Raw genomic sequence first — 19,258 nt, forward strand, 5'->3', positions numbered from 1 at the left:
ACCGCCACGCTCACCCAGCGGGGGTGAACCGGCCGGCACCGGCCCCGCCGGTCAGCGCCGGGTGAGAACGCCGGTACCCGTTGAGTTGATATTCGTCGCGGGGAAGGTGTAGGCCAGCCGGCCGTCGGGGCGCAACGCCAGCACGAGCCGTTCGGCGCCACGACACAGCGCGCCCGAGCGGAACAGCCGTTCCTGGACGGTGACGCGGTCAGCGCCGGCCTCCAGGAGGCGCAGCCGCGCGGCGCAGCCGTCCGTCGGATAGTCGCTGTCGCCGACGATCTCGCCGATACCGCCGCGCCTGAGCACGACCTCGACGCCGAACTCGATCGGCCCCTGGGTCACCGATCCGACCCACGTGCCGGCCATGCCGGCGGGCAGCAGGTCGGCGGCGGGCGGCGGGCCGGCTGTGGACGGTGGGCGCTCGTCCCGCGCGGCCCAGAGCAGCCCGGCGGCGACCAGGACAAGCACGAGCCCCACACCGGCGGCGAGCGCGACCAGTGGACGGCGCCGGCGCGGGCCGTCCGGGAGAGGCACCGGCCACGGCGCAGGCACTGGCCGCACTGGTGGCACTGGTGGCACTGGCCGCGGGGCGGACCCGGCCATTGGCGGGGCGGCCGTCTGCCGCCGCGCTGGCCGGGCGGCGGGCGGCTCGGTCGGTGGTCGCGTGGTCGATGGTCGCGTGGTCGATGGTCGCGTGGCAGCATTGTCCGGCTCGCCGGGGACCAGCCGCAGTACGCGGGTGAGCAGGACCTCCGCGCCCTCCGCGCTCAGCCTCGCCTGTGGGTTCTTGACCAGCAGGCCGCCGATCGCCGGCCACAGCGCGTCGGTGTCCGTCAGCGCGGGTGGATCGACGTGCAGGACCGCGCCGAGAGTGAGCGGCACCGTCTCGCGGGCGAACGGCGGGATGCCGCCGGCGGCGAAGTAGAGGGTGGCGCCGAGGGAGAACAGGTCGGCCGCGAGCGAGGCCGGGCCCCGGGTGATCCGTTCCGGCGCGAGGTAGGCGGGGGTTCCCGCACTGCCGCTCGCGCCTGCGTCGGTCGTGTCCGCGACGTTGGTGGCGATGCCGAAGTCGGTGAGCAGCACCCGCCCGTCGTCGGCGAGCAGGATGTTCGACGGCTTCACGTCACGGTGCAGGAGGCCGACCCGCTGGCCGGCGGTCAGCGCGTCCAGGACGGCGAGCCCGATCTCGGCCACCCGGCGCGGCGGCAGCGGTCCGCCGCGGCGGACCGCTGTGTCCAGCGACGTGGCGGCGACCAGCTCCATGACGATCCACGGCAGGCCGCCGTCCTGGATGACGTCGGTCACCGAGACCACGTGCGGGTTCGCCCGCAGCTGGGCGGCGTTGCGGGCCTCGCGCACGGCCGCGGCCAGCCGTTGCGGGTCGGCGCCGTCCGGGCCCGGAGCACCCGCGCGGCCGCCGATCCAGATGGCCTTCACGGCCACCTCGGCCCGCAGCAGCACGTCGAGGGCGCGCCACACCATGCCCATCGAGCCGGCGCCGACGCATTCGATCAGCCGGTAGCGGCCGGCGACGACCCGGCCGGCGACGATCGATCCGGTGGAGCCGATCATCTCTGCCGGGCCCGGGCCGGACGAACCGCCGTCACGCGGCATCGCCGGCCCGGTGCCCTGCGGTGCGCCGGTCAGTTGGCCGGCGCGCCCCGCAGCTTCGCCAGCGCCTCGGCCAGGATCGCCTCGCCGTCCTTCTCGTTGCGACGCTCCCGCACGTAGGCGAGGTGTGTCTTGTACGGCTCCGTCTTCGGCGGGGCGGGCGTGTTCTCACGGTCCCGCCCGGCCGGGAAGCCGCAGCTCGGACAGTCCCACGTGTCCGGGATGGAGGCGTCGGCCGCGAAGGCCGGTTTCGTCTCGTGCTCGTTGGCGCACCAGAAGGAAATCCGCTGCCGAGGGGCGGTCTCGCCCCGCTCGGCCTCCCCCATCGGCCCTGCCCCGACCCGGCTCCCCCGGATGGCGTTGCCACCTGCCACGGCCCGCGTGCTCCTTCGTCTCGTCCCATGGGTGGTAGCTCGGCGGTCGGCCCCCCGCGGCCGGACCACCCACGTCCGAACCGCCGCCGTAGACGTCCTCAGCACCCCCCGGCACTTGTCGAGCACGTCTGTTCCGGAGTGTAGGCCGGGAGGTCCACCACGGGTTGCACCGACCACCCTCACCGGGGCTTCCTAATGCGTGAGGGGGCCCCTAGGGGCCCCCTCACGGGTGTGCGACTGGTCCCGCCGCCGGTCCGGAGACCCTCAGGGACCGAGCGAAACCGCTGTGGGATCGGCGGTTCCCAGCGACGGCACGATCGTGAACGCCTGTACCGCCGAGCTACGCAGCCGCGACGTGTGGGTGACCGCGAGGGGCACGACCGCGGCGTCGTTCAGCACCGTTCGCTCCAGCCCGGCCCAGTCCGTGGCGGCGTCGTCCTCGGAGGAGGCCGTCACGGCGGACTCGTAGCGGGCAAGGAGGTCCGGACGGCGGTAGCCGCCGTCGGCCGGCCGGGCGCCCACCCATGCCTCGTCCAGCAGCGGCTCGTAGACGGTACGACCGGCGTCGCCGAACCAGTCCGGGGTGATCGTGGTCAGGGCGAGGTCCCAGAACTGCCCGCCCGGGCTCGACGCGGCCGCCGTGTACTGCGCGCCGGTGCGGATGCGCAGGTCGAGGCGGATTCCGGCGCGGGCGAACACGGCACGCAGCGCCTCGGCCACCGCCGTGTCGGTGGCGCTGTCCGTGGTCAGCAGGGACAGCGCCGTCACCTTCCCGCCCGGGTTGTTCGCGAGGCCGTCGGCGCAGCGCCGTGAGTCCCCGGAGCCGTCCCCGGCCGGGAAGGGGTTGTACGTCTCGTAGCCGGTCATCGGCGACTGCAGGAGCTGGGCCGTCGCCGTGGCGAGCGTGGGGCCGCCCAGCGCGGCGGCCACCGCCGTTCGGTCGATGCAGTAGGCCAGCGCCTCCCGGGCCTGCTGGTCGCGCAGGGCCGCCGCGGACGGCCCGTTGAGCCCGACGACGAGGGCGACGACCGGGCCGGTCGGAGCGACCACGAGCTTCTTGTCGGCACTCTCGACCAGTCGGGCCAGGTCGTCGGCGGGGATGTCGCCGCTCAGGGCCATGTCCGCGTCACCGGCCTCGATGCGCGCCGTGATGGTCGCCGGGTCGAGCCCGTCGGTGACGGTGATGTGGTCGGGCAGCGCCCGCCGGATGCCGTCCGAGGAGCCGCTCCAGGCCGGGTTGCGGGACAGCCGGTAGCCACCGCCGGGCTCCGACACGAACCGGTACGGCCCGTCGGAGATCAGGTTGTCGAGGTACTGCTGGGAGTCCGGCGGGTAGGCCAGGGCCTCCAGCGGCACCGGCGAGCTGGCCGGCAGGGCCAGGATGTCCACGAAGTCGTTGACCGGCTTGATCAGGTGGAACGCGAGGGTGTCGTCGCCGATGACCTCGATCCCGGGAACGGTGCCGCTCTCGATCAGCGCGGGGGCGTCGGCCACCGGCGCCGCGGCGAGCTCGGCGCAGTACTCGGCGAAGCCGACGACCGTCGCCGCGTAGTACCCGCGCAGTGGGGAGGGCGACGGCGGCGCGCACATCCGCTTGAGGCCGCGGGCGACGTCCGTCGCGGTGATCCGGCGCTGGTTCGGGGTGTTCCACCGGGCCGCCGAGCGCAGCCGCACGGTGTAGACGGTGCCGCCCATGGTCACCACGGGGGCACCGGCCGCGAGGTCGGGGCGCGGGATCGTCGACCTGGCGGTGTCGGCGTCGGCGGGGTAGCTGTAGAGCTGGCGGGTCACCAGCCGGGCGAACGCCCGCTCCCCCGGCTCGTCGGCCCACCCGGGGTCGCCGGTCGGCATCCGCCCGGTCAGCAGGCGCAGCGTGCCGCCGGGCTTCTCGAGCGGGGAGGCGGTCGTCGGCGGCGTGGTCGGGCTCGCCGCCATCGGGCCCGGCGTCGGGTCCGACTCGCCGCTGCATCCCGCGACAGCGAGCAGGGCGACCGTGGTCAGGAGGGCGGTGAGCAGGGCGGCGATCCCTCGGGCATGACCGAGCCGCTGCCCCGGAGAGGCGTTCAATTCTTCAGGAGCAGACCGAGACCGATAATGCAGGTGATCCACAAGAGGGCCACCGCGACGGTGAGGCGGTCGAGATTCTTCTCGACCACGGACGATCCCCCCAGTGACGAGGAGACACCGCCCCCGAACAGTGTCGACAGACCGCCGCCCTTGGCCCGGTGCAGCAGCACCAGCAGCACCAACAGCACACTCGCGACAATCAGGGCGATCGACAGACCGACCGTCATCTAGACCAGCTCCCGCTCCTCGGGGACGTGGCAGGCGACCCGGTGGCCGGGTCGAGCCTCCCAGCGGAGCCTCGCCACCGTCCTACGCACCTCCTCCGCCTTTCCAGCAACGTGTGGTGGGCCCGTACCGTCGCACCCGATCGGGCTACTCGACGATCGTGCAAACGTACATGACACCGCCCGGTCACCGATGTGGCACACCCCGGGACGGCTCGTGCGCGGCCGGCCGCGGGCGCGCACCGGTGGCGGACAGCCCCCGCTACGCCGCCGGACCGCTGCGGATGATGCCGACGAACTCCTCGGCGACCAGGCTCGCACCGCCGACCAGACCGCCGTCCACGTCGGGCATGGTGAACAGCTCGGCCGCGTTGGCGGCCTTCACCGAGCCGCCGTAGAGGACCCGGATGCCGGCCGCGATCGGCTCGCCGTACAGCTTTGTGAGCTGGCCGCGCACGGCGGCACACATGTCCTGCGCGTCCTGGGCGGAGGCGGTGCGCCCGGTACCGATCGCCCAGACCGGCTCGTAGGCGACGACGAGCGTGGCCGCCTGCTCCGCGCTCACACCGGCCAGCGAGCCCTCGAGCTGTGCCAGGACGTGCTCGACATGCGTTCCGGCGGCGCGGATGTCCTCGTGCTCGCCGACGCACAGGATCGGCGTGATGTTGTGCTTGTAGGCCGCCAGGGCCTTCGAGGCGACCAGCGCGTCGTCCTCGTGGTGGTACGTGCGCCGCTCGGAGTGCCCGACGACGACGTACGAGCAGCCAAGCCTGGACAGCATCGGCCCGCTGATGTCGCCGGTGTAGGCGCCCGAGCCGTGCGGGGAGAGATCCTGGCCGCCGTAGCCGACGGCGAGCTTGTCGCCGTCGATCAGCGTCTGGACGCTGCGCAGGTCGGTGAACGGCGGCAGAAAGACGACCTCGACCCGCTCGAGCTCGGCGGGCTTGAGGTCGAAGGCGACCTTCTGCACCAGCGCGATGGCCTCGAGGTGGTTGAGGTTCATCTTCCAGTTGCCGGCGACCAGCGTCCGCCGGCCGGTTCCGGCCGACCCGCGGGCGGGTGCCCCCTTCGCCACGTCCCTGCTTCCCTTCCTCGGTGAAAGTGTGGAGATCAGACTCGGTGGTGCTCAGACGTCGAGCGCGGCGAGGCCCGGGAGCGTCTTGCCCTCCAGGTACTCCAGGCTCGCGCCGCCGCCGGTGGAGATGTGGCTGAAGTCGTCCTCCGGGATGCCGAGGGTGCGCACCGCGGCGGCCGAGTCGCCGCCACCGACGACCGAGAAGCCGCCGCCGGCCGCGACCGCCTCGGCGACCCCGCGGGTACCCTCCGCGAACGGCGCGAACTCGAACACGCCCATCGGGCCGTTCCAGAAGATCGTCGCCGCACCGGCGACCACGCGCGCGAACGCGGCGGTGGATGCCGGCCCGATGTCGAGGCCGAGCCAGCCGTCCGGGATCGCGTCGGCGGCGACCACGGCGGTCTCCGCGTCGGCGGCGAACCGGTCGGCGACCACCACGTCGGTGGGCAGTACGAGCCGGTCACCGGCCTCGGCCAGCAGGTCCTTGCAGGTGTCGATCATCTCGCTCTCCAGGAGCGAGGCGCCGACCGGGTGCCCGAGGGCCGCCAGGAAGGTGAAGCACATGCCGCCGCCGACGAGGAGCGTGTCCACCTTCGGCAGCAGGGCCCGGATGACGCCGAGCTTGTCCGACACCTTCGACCCGCCGAGCACGACGGCGTACGGCCGGGCCGGCGCCGCGGTCAGCGCCCGCAGCACCTCGAGCTCGGTCAGCACCAGCCGGCCGGCGGCGTGCGGGAGGCGCTTGGGCACCTCCGACACGCTCGCGTGGGCCCGGTGCACCGCGCCGAACGCGTCGCCGACGTAGAACTCGGCGAGCGCCGAGAGCTCGTCGGCGAAGGTCGCGCGGGCGACGGTGTCCTTGCTGGTCTCGCCCGGGTGGAAGCGCAGGTTCTCCAGCAGGGCCACCTGGCCCTCGGCGAGCTGCCCGACCACCTCCCGGGCCCGGTCACCGGCGATGTCGCCGCCGCCGTCCCCGGCGAACGCCACCGGGACGCCGAGCAGCTCGGCGAGCCGCTCGGCGACCGGGGCGAGGGAGTATTTCTCCTCCGGGGCCCCCTTGGGACGTCCCAGATGCGAGCAGACGATCACCTTCGCGTTCCGGTCCAGAAGAGCCTGGATGGTCGGCACGCTCGCACGCACCCGGCCGTCGTCGGTGATGCGCGGCGCGCCCTTGGAATGGTCCAGGGGCACGTTGAGATCACTGCGGACGAGTACGCGGTGACCGGTGACCTGCAGGTCGTCGATCGTCCTCACGCTGGGCTGCTCCGGGGTGGGCGAAGGTGCGATGGACGGGCTGGTTCGCCGATGTCAGATCCGGGCGGCGACGAGCCCGGTCAGGTCGACGAGCCGGTTGGAGTAACCCCACTCGTTGTCGTACCAGCCGACGACCTTCACCTGGCTGCCGCTGGACATCGTGAGCAGCGAGTCGAAGGTGCACGACGCCGGGGTACCCACGATGTCGGAGGACACGATCGGGTCCTCCGTGTAGACGAGATAGCCCTTCAGCGGGCCTTCCGCCGCCGCCTTGTACGCGGCGTTGATCTCGTCCTTCGACGCGGGACGGGCCAGGTTCACGACAAGGTCGGTGACCGAGCCGTCAAGGACCGGAACACGCATCGCGATGCCGTCGAGCTTGCCCTTGAGGTGCGGGAGCACGAGAGCGGTCGCCTTCGCCGCACCGGTGGTGGTGGGAATGATGTTCTGCGCCGCCGCCCGCGCCCGACGCAGGTCGGAATGCGGGAAGTCAAGGATGACCTGGTCATTGGTGTAAGCGTGGATCGTGGTCATCAGACCACGCTCGATACCGAACGCCTCGTCGAGAACCTTCGCCAATGGCGCGACACAGTTCGTCGTGCAGGAAGCGTTCGAGAGGATATGGTGCTTCGCCGGGTCGTAGACGTCGTCGTTCACGCCCATGACGACCGTGAGGTCCTCACCCTTGGCCGGCGCCGAGATGATGACCTTCTTCGCCCCGGCGGTCAGGTGCTTGCCGGCCGTCTCGGCCGTGGTGAAGCGGCCGGTCGACTCGATCACCACGTCGACGCCCAGGTCAGCCCAGGGCAGGGCGGCCGGGTCACGCTCCGCGAGCACCTTGATCGTGCTGTCGCCGACGCGGATGCCGTCCTCGCCGACGGAGACCGACTCGGGCAGCGTGCCCAGAGTCGTGTCGTACTTCAGCAGGTGCGCGAGCGTCTTGTTGTCCGTCAGGTCGTTGACGGCGACGATCTCCAGATCACTACGCCGGCTGGCTGCAAGCGCCCGCCAGAAGTTACGACCGATTCGCCCGAAGCCGTTGACACCCACCCGCGTAGCCACGTCCAGGACTCCCCTATGCTCGTGTGCCGTCGTGTGCCAGGAGCCTAGCGAGTCGGGACATCATCGGCGGGAATCCGAACCGATCCATGTCGGTCTCCTCACACCGAGCGACCCGGCACACTCGGCATTTGGTTGAATGCCGCGCCGTTTCGACAATCACCCTATCCCATGGGCTTCCACGGCCACGCCGCGTACCGGGTCTCTCGCTGTGCCCCGTCCGTGGTAGCGATTGCGTGCTCAGGCGTTCTCGAACAGCTCCGGCGACACACTCGCCTCGGTGTTGGGGATGCCCAGCGCGTTGGCCCGTTTGTCCGCCAGCGCGAGGAGCCGGCGGATCCGCCCGGCGACGGCGTCCTTGGTGAGCGGCGGGTCCGCGAGCGCGCCGAGCTCCTCCAGCGACGCCTGCGCGTGCTCCAGGCGCAGACGCCCGGCCGCGAGCAGGTGGTCGGGGGCGTCGTCCCCGAGGATGCGCATCGCCGCCTGCACCCGCGCGCCGGCGGCCACCGCGGCGCGCGCCGAGCGGCGCAGGTTCGCGTCGTCGAAGTTCGCCAGCCGGTTCGCCGTGGCCCGGACCTCGCGGCGCATCCGCCGCTCCTCCCAGGCCATCAGGCTGTCATGCGCACCGATCTTGGTCAGCAGCGCGCCGATGGCGTCCCCGTCCCGGACGACCACGCGGTCGACGCCGCGGACGTCCCGGCTCTTGGCCTGCACGCCCATCCGCCGGGCGGCGCCGACAAGCGCCAGCGCCGCCTCCGGGCCGGGCGAGGTGACCTCCATCGAGCAGGACCGGCCGGGCTCGGTCAGCGAGCCGTGCGCGAGGAACGCGCCCCGCCAGGCCGCCGCCGCGTCGCACGCCGAACCGGTCACCACCTGCGGCGGCAGGCCGCGTACCGGCCGGCCGCGCTGGTCGAGCAGGCCCGTCGACCGGGCGAGCTGTTCCCCGTCCCGCTCGACGCGGACGATGTAGCGCACCGACCGCCGCAGGCCGCCGGCCGCGAGCACGGCCACCGACGACGGGAAGCCGAAGACCTCGGCGATCTCACGCCGCAGCCGGCGCGCGGTGGCGCCGGTGTCGAGCTCGGCCTCCACCACGATGCGGCCGCCGACGATGTGCAGGCCGCCGGCGAACCGCAGCATCGCCGCCATCTCGGCCCGCCGGCAACAGGGCTTGGCCACTCGCAGCCTGCTCAGTTCGTCCTTGACGGTGGCCGTCATCGCCGCCACACCGATCACTCCTTGCATTCGCCGGAGGGGATCCGGTGGCCGGAGCCACCGGTGGATGAGCACCCGACACCCGAGGGGTCGGCACAGGCCGCTCCCGGCTGCCGGCCAGGCCAGGCCCGCTGGCCGTCCATCGGACGGGCCGCCGACGGCACCGCCACGGCGCCGTCCTGCGCGAAGACGGCGCGGAACGCGGCCGCGAGACGTTCGGGGTCGTGCAGCGCGGGTTCACCGGGAACCCGCACGGGTGCGAGGTGGAGCCGGGCGCCCAGGTCCGCGGCCGCGCGGGCCAGCGGGTCCGGGTCGCCGACCGCGGCCGGGTCCGCGATCACCACGTCGAGGCGCAGCCCCGGGACGTGCGTGGCCAGGGCGTGCAGGTGGGCCTCGGGGGTGTAGCCGGCCGTCTCGCCCGGCTGCGCCACGAGGTTGAGCACCATCACCCGGTGGGCGTCGGCGCCCGTGATCGCCGCGCGCATGTCGGGCACGAGCAGGTGCGGCAGCACGCTCGTGTAGAGCGAGCCCGGACCGAGGACGATCCAGTCCGCGGCGGCGGCGGCCGCGAGGGCGGCACCGCAGGCCGCCGGCTCCGCCGGGGCCAGGCGTACCCCGGCCACCCGGCCGGGGGTCGTCGCGACGGCCGCCTGGCCGCGGACCTCCGCGGACTCCCCGGCCCGGTTCGGGTCGAGGCCGGTCACGTCCGCGACGATGTCGATGCCGGCGCATGACAGTGGCAGCACCCGGCCGTCGACGCCGAGCAGCGACGCCGCCAGGTCGAGCGCGGCCACCGGGGAGCCCGCGCGCTCCGCCAGCGCCGTCAGCACGAGGTTGCCGACCGCGTGGCCGGCGAGCGCCCCGCCGCCGCCGAACCGGTGCTGGAAGAGGTCGGCCCACGTCTGGGACCACTCGTCGGCGCCGGCCAGCGCGGCGAGGGCCATCCGCAGGTCGCCCATGGGCAGGGCGCCGAGCTCGGCGCGCAGCCGGCCCGACGAACCACCGTCGTCACCCACGGTAACCACCGCGGTCAGGTGGCGGGTGATCCGGCGCAGCGCGGCCAGCGACGCGGCCAGGCCGTGCCCGCCGCCGAACGCGACGATCGCGGGAGCGTTGGCGGTCACTCGCGGCCCAGATCCCGGTGCACGACCCGGACGCCGACGCCGTCGGCGGCGAGCCGGGCCCCGAGCTGCTCGGCGACGGCGACGCTGCGGTGCTTGCCCCCGGTACAGCCCACCGCCAGGGTCAGGTACCGCTTGCCCTCCCGCACGTACCCCTCGCCGACCAGCCTGAGCAACGCCGTGTACTGGTCGACGAACTCCGTCGCGCCGGGCTGCGCCAGCACGTAATCGCGGACCTGCGAGTCCCGCCCGGTGTAGGGGCGCAACGCCTCGACCCAGTGCGGGTTGGGCAGGAACCTGCAGTCGGCGACGAGGTCGGCATCCAGCGGCAGGCCGTACTTGTAGCCGAACGAGATCACGGTGGCGTTGAGCCGGTTGGCGCGCGGCTGGCCGAAGGCGGCGTCGATCTTGGCCCTCAACTCGTGCACGTTGAGGTCGGTCGTGTCGAGGACGAGGTCGGCCTCGCCGCGCAACTCCGCGAGCAGCGTCCGCTCCCGGTTGATGCCGTCCACGACCCGCTCGTCGCCCTGCAGCGGGTGCGGACGGCGGACATGGTCGAAGCGGCGCACCAGCGCGTCGTCGGACGCTTCCAGGAAGAGCATCCGCGGGTGCATGCCGCGCGAGTCCAGTGCCTCCACCGCCGCGCGCAGGTCGGAGAAGAACGCCCGCCCGCGCACGTCGACGACGACGGCGATCCGGCTCACCGCCCCGCCGGAACGGTGCCCCAGCTCGGCCATCGTCGACAGCAGCGCCGGGGGCAGGTTGTCGACGACAAACCAGCCGAGGTCCTCGAGGCACTTGGCCGCCGTGCTGCGGCCGGCACCGGACAGCCCCGTGATGATCGCAAGGTCGAGCGTCGCCGCTGTCACCGGGTCACCCCCGCCGAGCCGATGATCTCACCGGTCAGCGGGTCGACGGCGGGCGCCGGCGCCGCGTCCGTGCCCGGGGCCGACCGCGCCAGAGCGGCGACGATCGCCTCCGCCGTGCGCGGGCCGATGCCCGGCACCTGCGCGATCTCCTCGGCGCCCGCGGCCCGCACCTTCGCCACCGAGCCGAAGTGCCGCAACAGCGCCTTGCGTCGAGTCTCCCCGAGCCCCGGGACGTCGTCGAGCGCCGAGGCGACCATCGACGTCGACCGCTTCTGCCGGTGGTAGGTGATCGCGAACCGGTGCGCCTCGTCCCGCACGCGCTGGAGCAGGTAGAGAGCCTCGCTCGTCCGCGGGAGGATCACCGGCTCGTCCTGGTCGGGCAGCCAGACCTCCTCCAGGCGCTTGGCCAGCCCGCACAGTGCCACCCCGCCGGGCCCGGACTCGATGCCGAGCTCGTCGAGCGCGCGCGCGGCGGCGGCGACCTGCGGCGGCCCGCCGTCGACGACGACGAGGTTGGGCGGGTAGGCGAACCGCCGGGGCCGGCCGGTCTCGGGAGCCTCGTCGTCGCCGGTGGAGGCGCCCGGGTACTCCTCGAGCTCGCCGGTGCGGGCCCGCTCCGCCAGATAGCGGGAGAAGCGCCGGTGGACGGTCTCGTGCATGCTCGCCACGTCGTCCTGGCCGTCGACCCCGCGGATGGAGAACCGGCGGTACTCCGACTTGCGGGGCAGACCGTCCTCGAAGACCACCATGCTGGCCACGACGTCGGTGCCCTGGGTGTTCGACACGTCGAAGCACTCGATCCGCAGCGGGGCGTCCGGGAGCTCCAGCGCCTCCTGGAGGTCGGCCAGCGCGCGGCTGCGCGCGGTGAGGTCGCCGGCGCGCTTCGTCCGGTGCAGGGTGAACGCCTGCTTGGCGTTGCGTTCGACGGTCTCCATCAGGGTGCGTTTGTCCCCCCGGCGGGGGACGCGCAGGTCGACGCGGGCCCCACGAGCCCGTTCGAGGAGCTCGGCGACGGCCTCGGCGTCCGGCGGCAGCTCGGGCACGAGGATCTCGCGGGGGATCTGCGCGGCCGGCGCCGGGTCGGTGGTATTGGCGGTGCCGGCGGTATCAGCGGTGCCGGCCGGGCGCACGCCGTCGAGGTACTCCTGGGTCAGGAACTGCTCGACGAGGTCGGCGGTGGTGACGTCCTCGAGCTTGTCGACGACCCAGCCCCGCTGGCCGCGGACCCGACCGCCGCGCACGTAGAAGATCTGGACCGCGGCCTCCAGCTCGTCCTGGGCGAAGGCGATCACGTCGGCGTCGGTGCCGTCGGGCAGGACGACGGCCTGCTTCTCGACCGCGCGGCGCAGCGCCCCGATGTCGTCACGCAGCCGCGCGGCGCGCTCGTACTCCTGCGCCTCGGCCGCGGCCCGCATCTCGCGCTCGAGCCGGCGCAGGTAGCGGCCGGTCTGCCCGGACATGAAGTCGCAGAAGTCGTCGACGATCTGGCGGTGGGCATCGGCGTCGACCCGCCCGACGCAGGGGGCCGAACAGCGGTCGATGTACCCGAGCAGGCAGGGACGGCCCACCTGGCCAGCCCGTTTGAAGACCCCGGAGCTGCAGGTGCGCGCGGGGAAGACCCGCAGCAGCAGGTCCAGGGTCTCCCTGATGGCCCACGCGTGCGCGTAGGGGCCGAAGTAGCGCACGCCGCGCCGTTTGGGCCCACGCATCACCTGGAGCCGCGGGAACTCCTCGTACAGCGTCACCGCGAGACTCGGATAGCTCTTGTCATCGCGGTAGCGGACGTTGAAGCGCGGATCGAACTCCTTGATCCAGGTGTACTCGAGCTGGAGCGCCTCGACCTCGGTGGACACCACGGTCCACTCCACGGAACCGGCCGTGGTGACCATGTGCTGGGTCCGGGGGTGCAGCGTGTGGATGTCGGCGAAGTAGTTGGCCAGCCGGGCGCGCAGACTCTTGGCCTTGCCCACGTAAATGACCCGGCCATGTTCGTCGCGGAAGCGATACACGCCCGGGGTCTCGGGGATCGAGCCCGGCGGGGGCCGGTAGGACGCCGGATCAGCCATGAGCCGAGCCTACGGCGACCGTCATCCGGCCTGAGCAGTGCCTGCACGTAGCTATTTCATCACGCTGAGCTTCCATGCTGTCGAGGGCCCCCGTCGCTCACCGATTCCGGCCGTGCGTCGGCACCGCTCCCGAGGAGCGCCGGGCGGCCGGCGGCGCCCGCGTGGAAGGCCCGCCGACCGGCCCGGACGGGCGAGCCGGCACCCACCGACGGGCCGCTACCAGGGCCCGGACGGCGCCGTGTGGCCAATCTGTCGCCGGGCCGATCTCCCGTCCGCCTTCGGTCAGCGCCCGGTCGCCGTATGCTGAAGCGCGTCCACTCGGGTGGCGTCACGAGCGAACTGCTGCGACGGTGTAAACCGGCGAGGCAGTTAAACCGGGTAGATCGGGCCGAGGGAGCCGACGCGTGCAGGTGGAGGACGTCACGACGGAGTTCGTCGTTGACGACGCCCCCAGCCGCGGCAGGATCACCGTTCTGCAGATCACCTGGCGCAGCTGTGACCCGCTGGCGGTCGCGCTGGTACTCGTCTCCCGGCCGGATCATCCCGCGCTCCCGCAGGGCCACTGGGTGGCTCCCCGGGACGCGCTGCGGGCCGGCCTGGACGGCCCGGCACCCGTCGGCGACGGGGACGTCCGCATCACGCCCGAGCCGACCCGGGACGGCATCCGCCTCGAGCTGGCCGACGGCGAGCGCCGGTCGGTGGTCGTCCTGGACGCCGCGCCCGTCCGCCGCTTCCTCGAACGCACCGAGCGGGTCGTGCCCGCCGGCGAGGAGCACCCCGAGGTCGCTCTGGACGCCGTCCTCGACGACCTCCTCCAGACCTGACTCCTCCAGACCTGAGCGGGCACGGCCGCGCGCCGTCACAGCGCGGCCGCGCCGGCGAGCTTCGGCCGTGACTTCGGACGGGCGTCGACCCGGTCGCCGAGGATCTCCCGCAGGAAGGCGCCGGTGTGGCTCTCGGGCACCGCGGCGACCGTCTCGGGAGCTCCCTCGGCGATCACCCGGCCGCCGCCCGTCCCGCCCTCCGGGCCCATGTCGATGATCCAGTCGGCGGTCTTGATGACGTCGAGGTTGTGCTCGATGACGATCACCGTGTTGCCGGCGTCAACGAGCCGGCCGAGCACGCCGAGCAGTTTCCGGATGTCCTCGAAGTGCAGGCCGGTGGTGGGCTCGTCCAGCACGTAGACGGTCCGCCCGGTGGAGCGTCGCTGCAGCTCCGAGGCGAGCTTCACCCGCTGCGCCTCACCGCCGGAGAGGGTGGGCGCCGACTGGCCCAGCCGGACGTAGCCGAGGCCGACGTCGTTGAGCGTGCGCAGGTGCCGGGCGATCGCCGGGACCGCCGCGAAGAACTCGGCGGCCTCCTCGATCGGCATGTCGAGCACCTCGGCGATGTTGCGGCCCTTGAAGTGCACCTCCAGCGTCTCCCGGTTGTACCGGGCGCCCGCGCAGACCTCGCACGGGACGTAGACGTCCGGCAGGAAGTTCATCTCGATCTTGATGGTGCCGTCGCCGGAGCAGGCCTCGCACCGGCCGCCCTTGACGTTGAACGAGAACCGGCCCGGCAGGTACCCGCGGACCTTCGCCTCGGTCGTCTCCGCGAACAGCCGGCGGATGTGGTCGAACACGCCCGTGTACGTCGCCGGGTTGGACCGCGGGGTCCGGCCGATCGGTGACTGGTCGACCCGCACCGCCTTGTCGAGGTGCTCGAGGCCGGACACCGTGCGGTGCCGGCCCGGCACCTCGCGCGCGCCGTTGAGATGGTTCGCGAGCACGCTGGCGAGGATGTCGTTGACCAGCGTCGACTTGCCCGAGCCGGAGACGCCGGTGACCGCCACCAGGCAGCCGAGCGGGAACGACACCGTCACGTCCCGGAGGTTGTGCTCCCGGGCGCCGTGCACGGTCAGCGAGCGCGACTTCGTCGGCGCGCGGCGGATGTCGGGCACCGGGATCTGCCGCCGACCGGAGAGGTAGGCGCCGGTCATCGACTCCTCGCTGCTCAGCAGCTCCTCGACCGGGCCGGAGACGACCACCCGGCCGCCGTGCTCACCGGCCCCGGGGCCGATGTCCACCACCCAGTCGGCGGCACGGATCGTGTCCTCGTCGTGTTCCACGACGATCAGCGTGTTGCCGAGATCGCGCAGCCGGACGAGGGTCTGGATGAGGCGGCGGTTGTCCCGCTGGTGGAGGCCGATCGACGGCTCGTCGAGCACGTAGAGCACGCCGACCAGCCCCGAGCCGATCTGGGTGGCGAGGCGGATCCGCTGGGCCTCCCCACCGGCGAGCGTGCCGGCGGAACGGTTCAGGGACAGGTAGTCGAGGCCGACGTCCAGCAGGAAGGCGAGCCGCGCGTCGATCTCCTTGAGGACCCGCCCGGCGATGGCCTGCTCCCGCTCGCTGAGCTCGACGCCGCGCAGGAATGCCGCGCACTCCCCGATCGACATCCCGGAGACCTCGGCGATGGAGCGGCCGCCGAGCGTGACGGCCAGCGACTCCGGTTTGAGCCGGGCGCCCCGGCACGCCGGGCAGGGCACGTCGCGCATGTAGCCCTCGTAGCGCTCGCGGCTGCTGTCGGACTCGGCGTCCGAGTGGCGGCGGCGCAGGAAGGCCATCACGCCCTCGAAGGACGTGTAGTAGGAGCGCTTGCGACCGTAGCGGTTCGTGTAGCCGACGTGGATCTCGGTCTCGCCGCTGCCGTGCAGGATCGCCTTGCGGGCGCGCTCCGGCAGCCCCTCCCACGGGGTGTCCATCCGGAAGCTGAGGTCCTCGCTGAGCGCCGTCAGCAGCCGCTCGAAGTACTCCTTGTTGTGCCCGCCGGCCCACGGTTGGATCGCGCCCTCGGCGAGCGAGAGCGTCGGGTCGGGCACGACGAGGTCGGGGTCGACCTCCTTGCGGGTTCCCAGACCCGAACACTCCTGGCAGGCCCCGAACGGTGAGTTGAACGAGAACGACCTCGGCTCCATCTCCTCGAAGGAGAGGTCGTCGTACATGCAGGCCAGGTGCTCGGAGTACATCCGCTCGCGGTCGGGGTCGGCCGGATCCCGGTCGACGAAGTCGAGCAGCACCAGGCCGCTGCCGAGCTTGAGCGCCGTCTCGATCGAGTCGGTGAGGCGGCGCTTGGCCGACTCCTTCGCCGCGAGCCGGTCGACCACGACCTCGATCGTGTGCTTGCGCTGCTTCTCGAGCTTGGGGCGCTCGGTGAGCGCCACGACGGTGCCGTCCACCCGGACCCGGGCGAAGCCGGAGCTCTGCAGCTCGGCGAAGAGGTCGGCGTACTCGCCCTTGCGGCCACGGACGACCGGCGCCAGGACCTGGAAGCGGGTGCCCTCGGGGAGCTCCAGGAGCCGGTCGACGATCTGCTGCGGGGTCTGCCGGGCGATCGGGCGGCCGCACTTCGGGCAGTGCGGGTGGCCGACCCGCGCGTACAGCAGCCGCAGGTAGTCGTAGACCTCGGTGATCGTGCCCACCGTCGAGCGCGGGTTGCGCGAGGTCGACTTCTGGTCGATCGAGACCGCGGGTGACAGGCCCTCGATGAAGTCGACGTCCGGCTTGTCCATCTGGCCGAGGAACTGGCGGGCGTAGGCCGAAAGTGACTCGACGTACCGGCGCTGCCCCTCGGCGAAGATCGTGTCGAAGGCGAGGCTCGACTTGCCCGAGCCCGACAGCCCGGTGAAGACCACCAGGCCGTCCCTGGGCAGGTCGAGATCGACGTCACGAAGGTTGTGCTCACGTGCTCCGCGGACGACAAGACGGTCAGCCATCGTCAGGTCCCTCGTGGTCTTCGGTCGGGTGGGGGTGACAGTCGGATACAGGTGACATCAGGTGTGGGTGACATCAGGTGTGGGGGACAACTGTCGCGGCCTGCGGCAGGCATGCTACGGACGGGTTTGCGGCCCGTTACGCGGCCCCGCGGGCAGGCGCCGCGCCCTGGGCCCGGCTCCGCAGCGGCACCGGATCAAACGCGCGTTCGAACACGACCGACGCTACACGCCCGGGCCGACGTGCCCGCACCGGCGGTGCCCGGCTCCGCGCAGGGGAACCCCGCGGGCCACATCCTTGTTCCGTCGAGGACACACGGCGGTCACGCCGATCAGAATGGATGCGCTCCGCGGATCATTCCACGCCGCCCGGCCGCCACCACGGCGGTCCGGCCACGGACGGATCCGCGCGGACCAGTCCACGGAGAGATCGAGGAGAACCGTGATGAACATCGGCGCCGGATACACGGGCGAGGTCACCGTCGGCGGGCCGGCGGACACCCGCGAGCTCCCGGACCTCACGATCACCAAGGTGGCGGTCGGCCCGTTCGACAACAACTGCTATCTCCTGCGCTGCGCCGCCACCGGCGAGCAGCTGCTCGTCGACGCGGCGAACGAGACCGACACGCTGCTACGCCTTGTCGGCGACAGCGGGTTGGCCACCGTGGTGACGACCCACCGGCACGCCGACCACGTCCAGGCGCTCGAGGAGGTCGTCGCCGCGACCGGGGCCCGCACCGTGGCGCACCCGCTCGACGCGCCCGCCATCCCGGTCCCGACGATGGACCCGGTCGTCGACGGCGACGAGGTGCACGTCGGCGAGGTCACGCTGCGGGTCGTGCACCTCGTCGGGCACACGCCCGGCTCCGTGGCCCTGCTCTACGACCAGGACGGCGACGCCCCGCACCTGTTCACCGGCGACTGTCTGTTCCCCGGCGGCCCAGGGAACACCTTCGGGGACGCCGCCGCCTTCGCCACCCTGATGGACGGCCTCGAGGCCAAGGTGTTCGGTCCGCTGCCCGACCGGACATGGATCTACCCGGGCCACGGAAAGGACACAACACTCGGCGCCGAGCGCCCGCACCTGGCCGAGTGGCGCTCCCGCGGCTGGTGAGACGGCGATCAGCCGCACCCGGCCCGGCGGTCAGCCGTATCTGACAGTCGGCTGTATCTGACAGTCAGCGGTACCCGGCGGTCACCTGTGGCGACCGGTCCGCGCGGGACGTGCGGGACGCCCGGGGCGCCGGCACCTGCCCGGGCGCGGCGGTGTCCATCCGGCCCAGGTCACGGCGGGTGGCGACCGGAACGGCCCGCCAGCGGGACTGGGTGGCGGGCTCCCAGCGAGGCTGGACCAGCCCCGTCGCGACGCCGGACAGGATCCTCGACGCGCGCAGCGCGTCGTGGGTCCGGCCGGTCGCGAGCTTGCGCAGCGCCAGCGCCGCCAGCTGCGCCACGTGGACGGCGAGCCAGCCCCGCCCGAGCGTGTCGCTGTGGCGCCGCGCGTAGATGGCGGCCGAACGGCCGAGTTCGGCGTACATCAGGCCGGCGCGGCCGACGGTCCCGCCGCCGACGTGGGTGACATGGCAGCAGTCGTCGATCCACGCGATGCGGCCACCGGACGCGTGCAGCCGAGCGAAAAGGTCCGTTTCCTCATAGTACATCCAGTAGGACGGGTCGAAACCGCCCATCCGGATGAACTCCTGGGTACGGATCGCGAAGAACGCCCCGACGGGATAGCAGAGCTCGGGCCAGCGTTCCACCGCGGCGGCCTCACCGCGCACCGCCGTGTACGCATTCGTACGGATACTCGGAAGCACCGCCGCGCTCCGGCCGGAGAGGCCGGTCTCGGCCTGCACCGGGAAACCCACCACGTCCGCGTCGGCGGGTATCGAACCGAGGATATCGGGAAGCAGGTCCCTGGTCCGCTCAGGCATGGTCACGTCGCTGTTCACGACGAGCAGCCACTCGGGCGGGGACGCGGGCCGCGGCTCCTGCGCCGGGCCGGGCCGCAGCGCACGGAGCACGGCGATGTTCACAGCCGTGCCATATCCGACATTCCCGTGCCCCTCGTACAGCTCAACGCCCGCGGGCAGGTCTTCGTGCACTGTGCCGGGCCGGTTCTCGACCAGCGCGACCCGGCAGCCGGTAACCCCGACCAGGGTCGCCAGAAGACAGTGGAGCTGGGGTGATCCACCATAGGAGACAACAACGGCCAGAAGGTTATACATAGTCCGCCTTGAAGGAGAAACAGAGGGATTCGGGAAGCTCGGACGATCCCGGCAGCCTCAAAACACTAACGCGAGCGCCGCACTGTCGCCCACATGACAATCGGCGCGTCGCCGAGTCATCAATTCGTATTAATAATAGGTAGCTCTCGTCGGCCGGTATGCCGCCGCCCGCCGGACCATGCCCGAGCGGGGGCGGCCGGCGCTCCACCTGAAGCGTGTTGCGCCAGCAGCGCAGGGGCTGGCTCGGCCAACTCGCTTCGACGGTCCACGGACCCGGTCGGGCCGACCTCGCCCCGGCGGGTGATCGGCGGGCAACGGAGACATCGCCGTGGCACCGTGTT

The 19,258-nt window shown here is 72.6% G+C and carries 15 protein-coding genes; 2 read left to right on the forward strand and 13 right to left on the reverse strand.

Translation table 11 applies throughout. From position 1 onward, the window contains the following. Nucleotides 1-51 precede the first annotated feature (51 nt). From BBK14_RS23950 to uvrC, 11 genes are all read right to left on the reverse strand, one after another. Nucleotides 52-1,614: a serine/threonine-protein kinase gene (locus BBK14_RS23950; RefSeq protein WP_071065513.1), complete on the reverse strand. Its 1,563-nt coding sequence runs from the start codon at nt 1,612-1,614 to the stop codon at nt 52-54. 29 nt (nt 1,615-1,643) lie between these two features. Next, nucleotides 1,644-1,985, reverse strand: a complete 342-nt coding sequence (locus BBK14_RS23955) for an RNA polymerase-binding protein RbpA (RefSeq protein ID WP_020459671.1) — start codon at nt 1,983-1,985, stop codon at nt 1,644-1,646. 264 nt (nt 1,986-2,249) lie between these two features. Further along, the gene (locus BBK14_RS23960; protein ID WP_071065515.1) at nt 2,250-4,052 is read right to left on the reverse strand and encodes an ABC transporter substrate-binding protein; all 1,803 of its coding nucleotides are present in this window, start codon (nt 4,050-4,052) and stop codon (nt 2,250-2,252) included. After that, complete coding sequence (gene secG, locus BBK14_RS23965; protein ID WP_018503306.1) at nt 4,049-4,279, reverse strand: preprotein translocase subunit SecG; 231 nt, start codon at nt 4,277-4,279, stop codon at nt 4,049-4,051. The genes BBK14_RS23960 and secG overlap by 4 nt, the downstream gene beginning before the upstream one ends. Nucleotides 4,280-4,538: 259 nt before the next feature. After that, the gene (tpiA, locus tag BBK14_RS23970; protein WP_083391207.1) at nt 4,539-5,351 is read right to left on the reverse strand and encodes a triose-phosphate isomerase; all 813 of its coding nucleotides are present in this window, start codon (nt 5,349-5,351) and stop codon (nt 4,539-4,541) included. A gap of 51 nt (nt 5,352-5,402) precedes the next feature. Next, nucleotides 5,403-6,605: a phosphoglycerate kinase gene (locus tag BBK14_RS23975; protein WP_071065516.1), complete on the reverse strand. Its 1,203-nt coding sequence runs from the start codon at nt 6,603-6,605 to the stop codon at nt 5,403-5,405. Nucleotides 6,606-6,659: 54 nt separating this feature from the next. Then, on the reverse strand, nt 6,660-7,667 hold the full coding sequence (gene gap, locus BBK14_RS23980) for a type I glyceraldehyde-3-phosphate dehydrogenase (protein WP_020459667.1): 1,008 nt from the start codon (nt 7,665-7,667) through the stop codon (nt 6,660-6,662). A 237-nt stretch (nt 7,668-7,904) separates the two neighbouring features. Beyond that, on the reverse strand, nt 7,905-8,891 hold the full coding sequence (gene whiA / locus BBK14_RS23985) for a DNA-binding protein WhiA (protein WP_041255728.1): 987 nt from the start codon (nt 8,889-8,891) through the stop codon (nt 7,905-7,907). Between the two features lie 5 nt (nt 8,892-8,896). Next, on the reverse strand, nt 8,897-10,003 hold the full coding sequence (locus tag BBK14_RS23990; RefSeq protein WP_071065517.1) for a gluconeogenesis factor YvcK family protein: 1,107 nt from the start codon (nt 10,001-10,003) through the stop codon (nt 8,897-8,899). After that, nucleotides 10,000-10,869, reverse strand: coding sequence for an RNase adapter RapZ (rapZ, locus tag BBK14_RS23995; protein WP_020459664.1), 870 nt, complete (start codon nt 10,867-10,869; stop codon nt 10,000-10,002). Before rapZ ends, BBK14_RS23990 begins: the two co-directional genes overlap by 4 nt. Then, a complete protein-coding gene (gene uvrC, locus BBK14_RS24000; protein WP_071065518.1) occupies nt 10,866-12,935 on the reverse strand; it encodes an excinuclease ABC subunit UvrC in 2,070 nt (689 codons plus the stop codon). Before uvrC ends, rapZ begins: the two co-directional genes overlap by 4 nt. A 404-nt stretch (nt 12,936-13,339) precedes the next feature. On the opposite strand from uvrC, the gene BBK14_RS24005 reads away from it, so the two are divergent. After that, the gene (locus BBK14_RS24005) at nt 13,340-13,759 is read left to right on the forward strand and encodes an SsgA family sporulation/cell division regulator (protein WP_020459662.1); all 420 of its coding nucleotides are present in this window, start codon (nt 13,340-13,342) and stop codon (nt 13,757-13,759) included. A 35-nt stretch (nt 13,760-13,794) separates the two neighbouring features. On the opposite strand, the gene uvrA is transcribed toward BBK14_RS24005, so the two are convergent. Further along, nucleotides 13,795-16,692 carry an excinuclease ABC subunit UvrA gene (gene uvrA, locus BBK14_RS24010; RefSeq protein WP_071065519.1) on the reverse strand — a complete coding sequence of 966 codons (2,898 nt, stop codon included), beginning with the start codon at nt 16,690-16,692 and terminating at the stop codon, nt 13,795-13,797. A 442-nt stretch (nt 16,693-17,134) separates the two neighbouring features. Here uvrA and BBK14_RS24015 point away from each other — a divergent pair, with 442 nt between their 5' ends. Beyond that, nucleotides 17,135-17,803, forward strand: a complete 669-nt coding sequence (locus BBK14_RS24015; protein WP_071065520.1) for an MBL fold metallo-hydrolase — start codon at nt 17,135-17,137, stop codon at nt 17,801-17,803. Between the two features lie 64 nt (nt 17,804-17,867). Here BBK14_RS24015 and BBK14_RS24020 read toward each other — a convergent pair whose 3' ends face one another. Continuing rightward, entirely contained in the window at nt 17,868-18,917 is a 1,050-nt protein-coding gene (locus BBK14_RS24020; protein WP_071065521.1) for a glycosyltransferase family 2 protein, read from the reverse strand. Between the last annotated feature and the right edge of the window lie 341 nt (nt 18,918-19,258).

Source organism: Parafrankia soli (genome assembly GCF_001854695.1).
GTDB classification, from domain to species: domain Bacteria; phylum Actinomycetota; class Actinomycetes; order Frankiales; family Frankiaceae; genus Parafrankia; species Parafrankia soli.

Bases quoted from the DNA above. Each gene is read 5' to 3' on its own strand.
- BBK14_RS23950 (WP_071065513.1), bottom strand. From the start codon at position 1,614: ATGCCGCGTGACGGCGGTTCGTCCGGCCCGGGCCCGGCAGAGATGATC.
- secG (WP_018503306.1), bottom strand. From the start codon at position 4,279: ATGACGGTCGGTCTGTCGATCGCCCTGATTGTCGCGAGTGTGCTGTTG.
- uvrC (WP_071065518.1), bottom strand. From the start codon at position 12,935: ATGGCTGATCCGGCGTCCTACCGGCCCCCGCCGGGCTCGATCCCCGAG.
- uvrA (WP_071065519.1), bottom strand. From the start codon at position 16,692: ATGGCTGACCGTCTTGTCGTCCGCGGAGCACGTGAGCACAACCTTCGT.
- BBK14_RS24015 (WP_071065520.1), top strand. From the start codon at position 17,135: ATGAACATCGGCGCCGGATACACGGGCGAGGTCACCGTCGGCGGGCCG.
- BBK14_RS24020 (WP_071065521.1), bottom strand. From the start codon at position 18,917: ATGTATAACCTTCTGGCCGTTGTTGTCTCCTATGGTGGATCACCCCAG.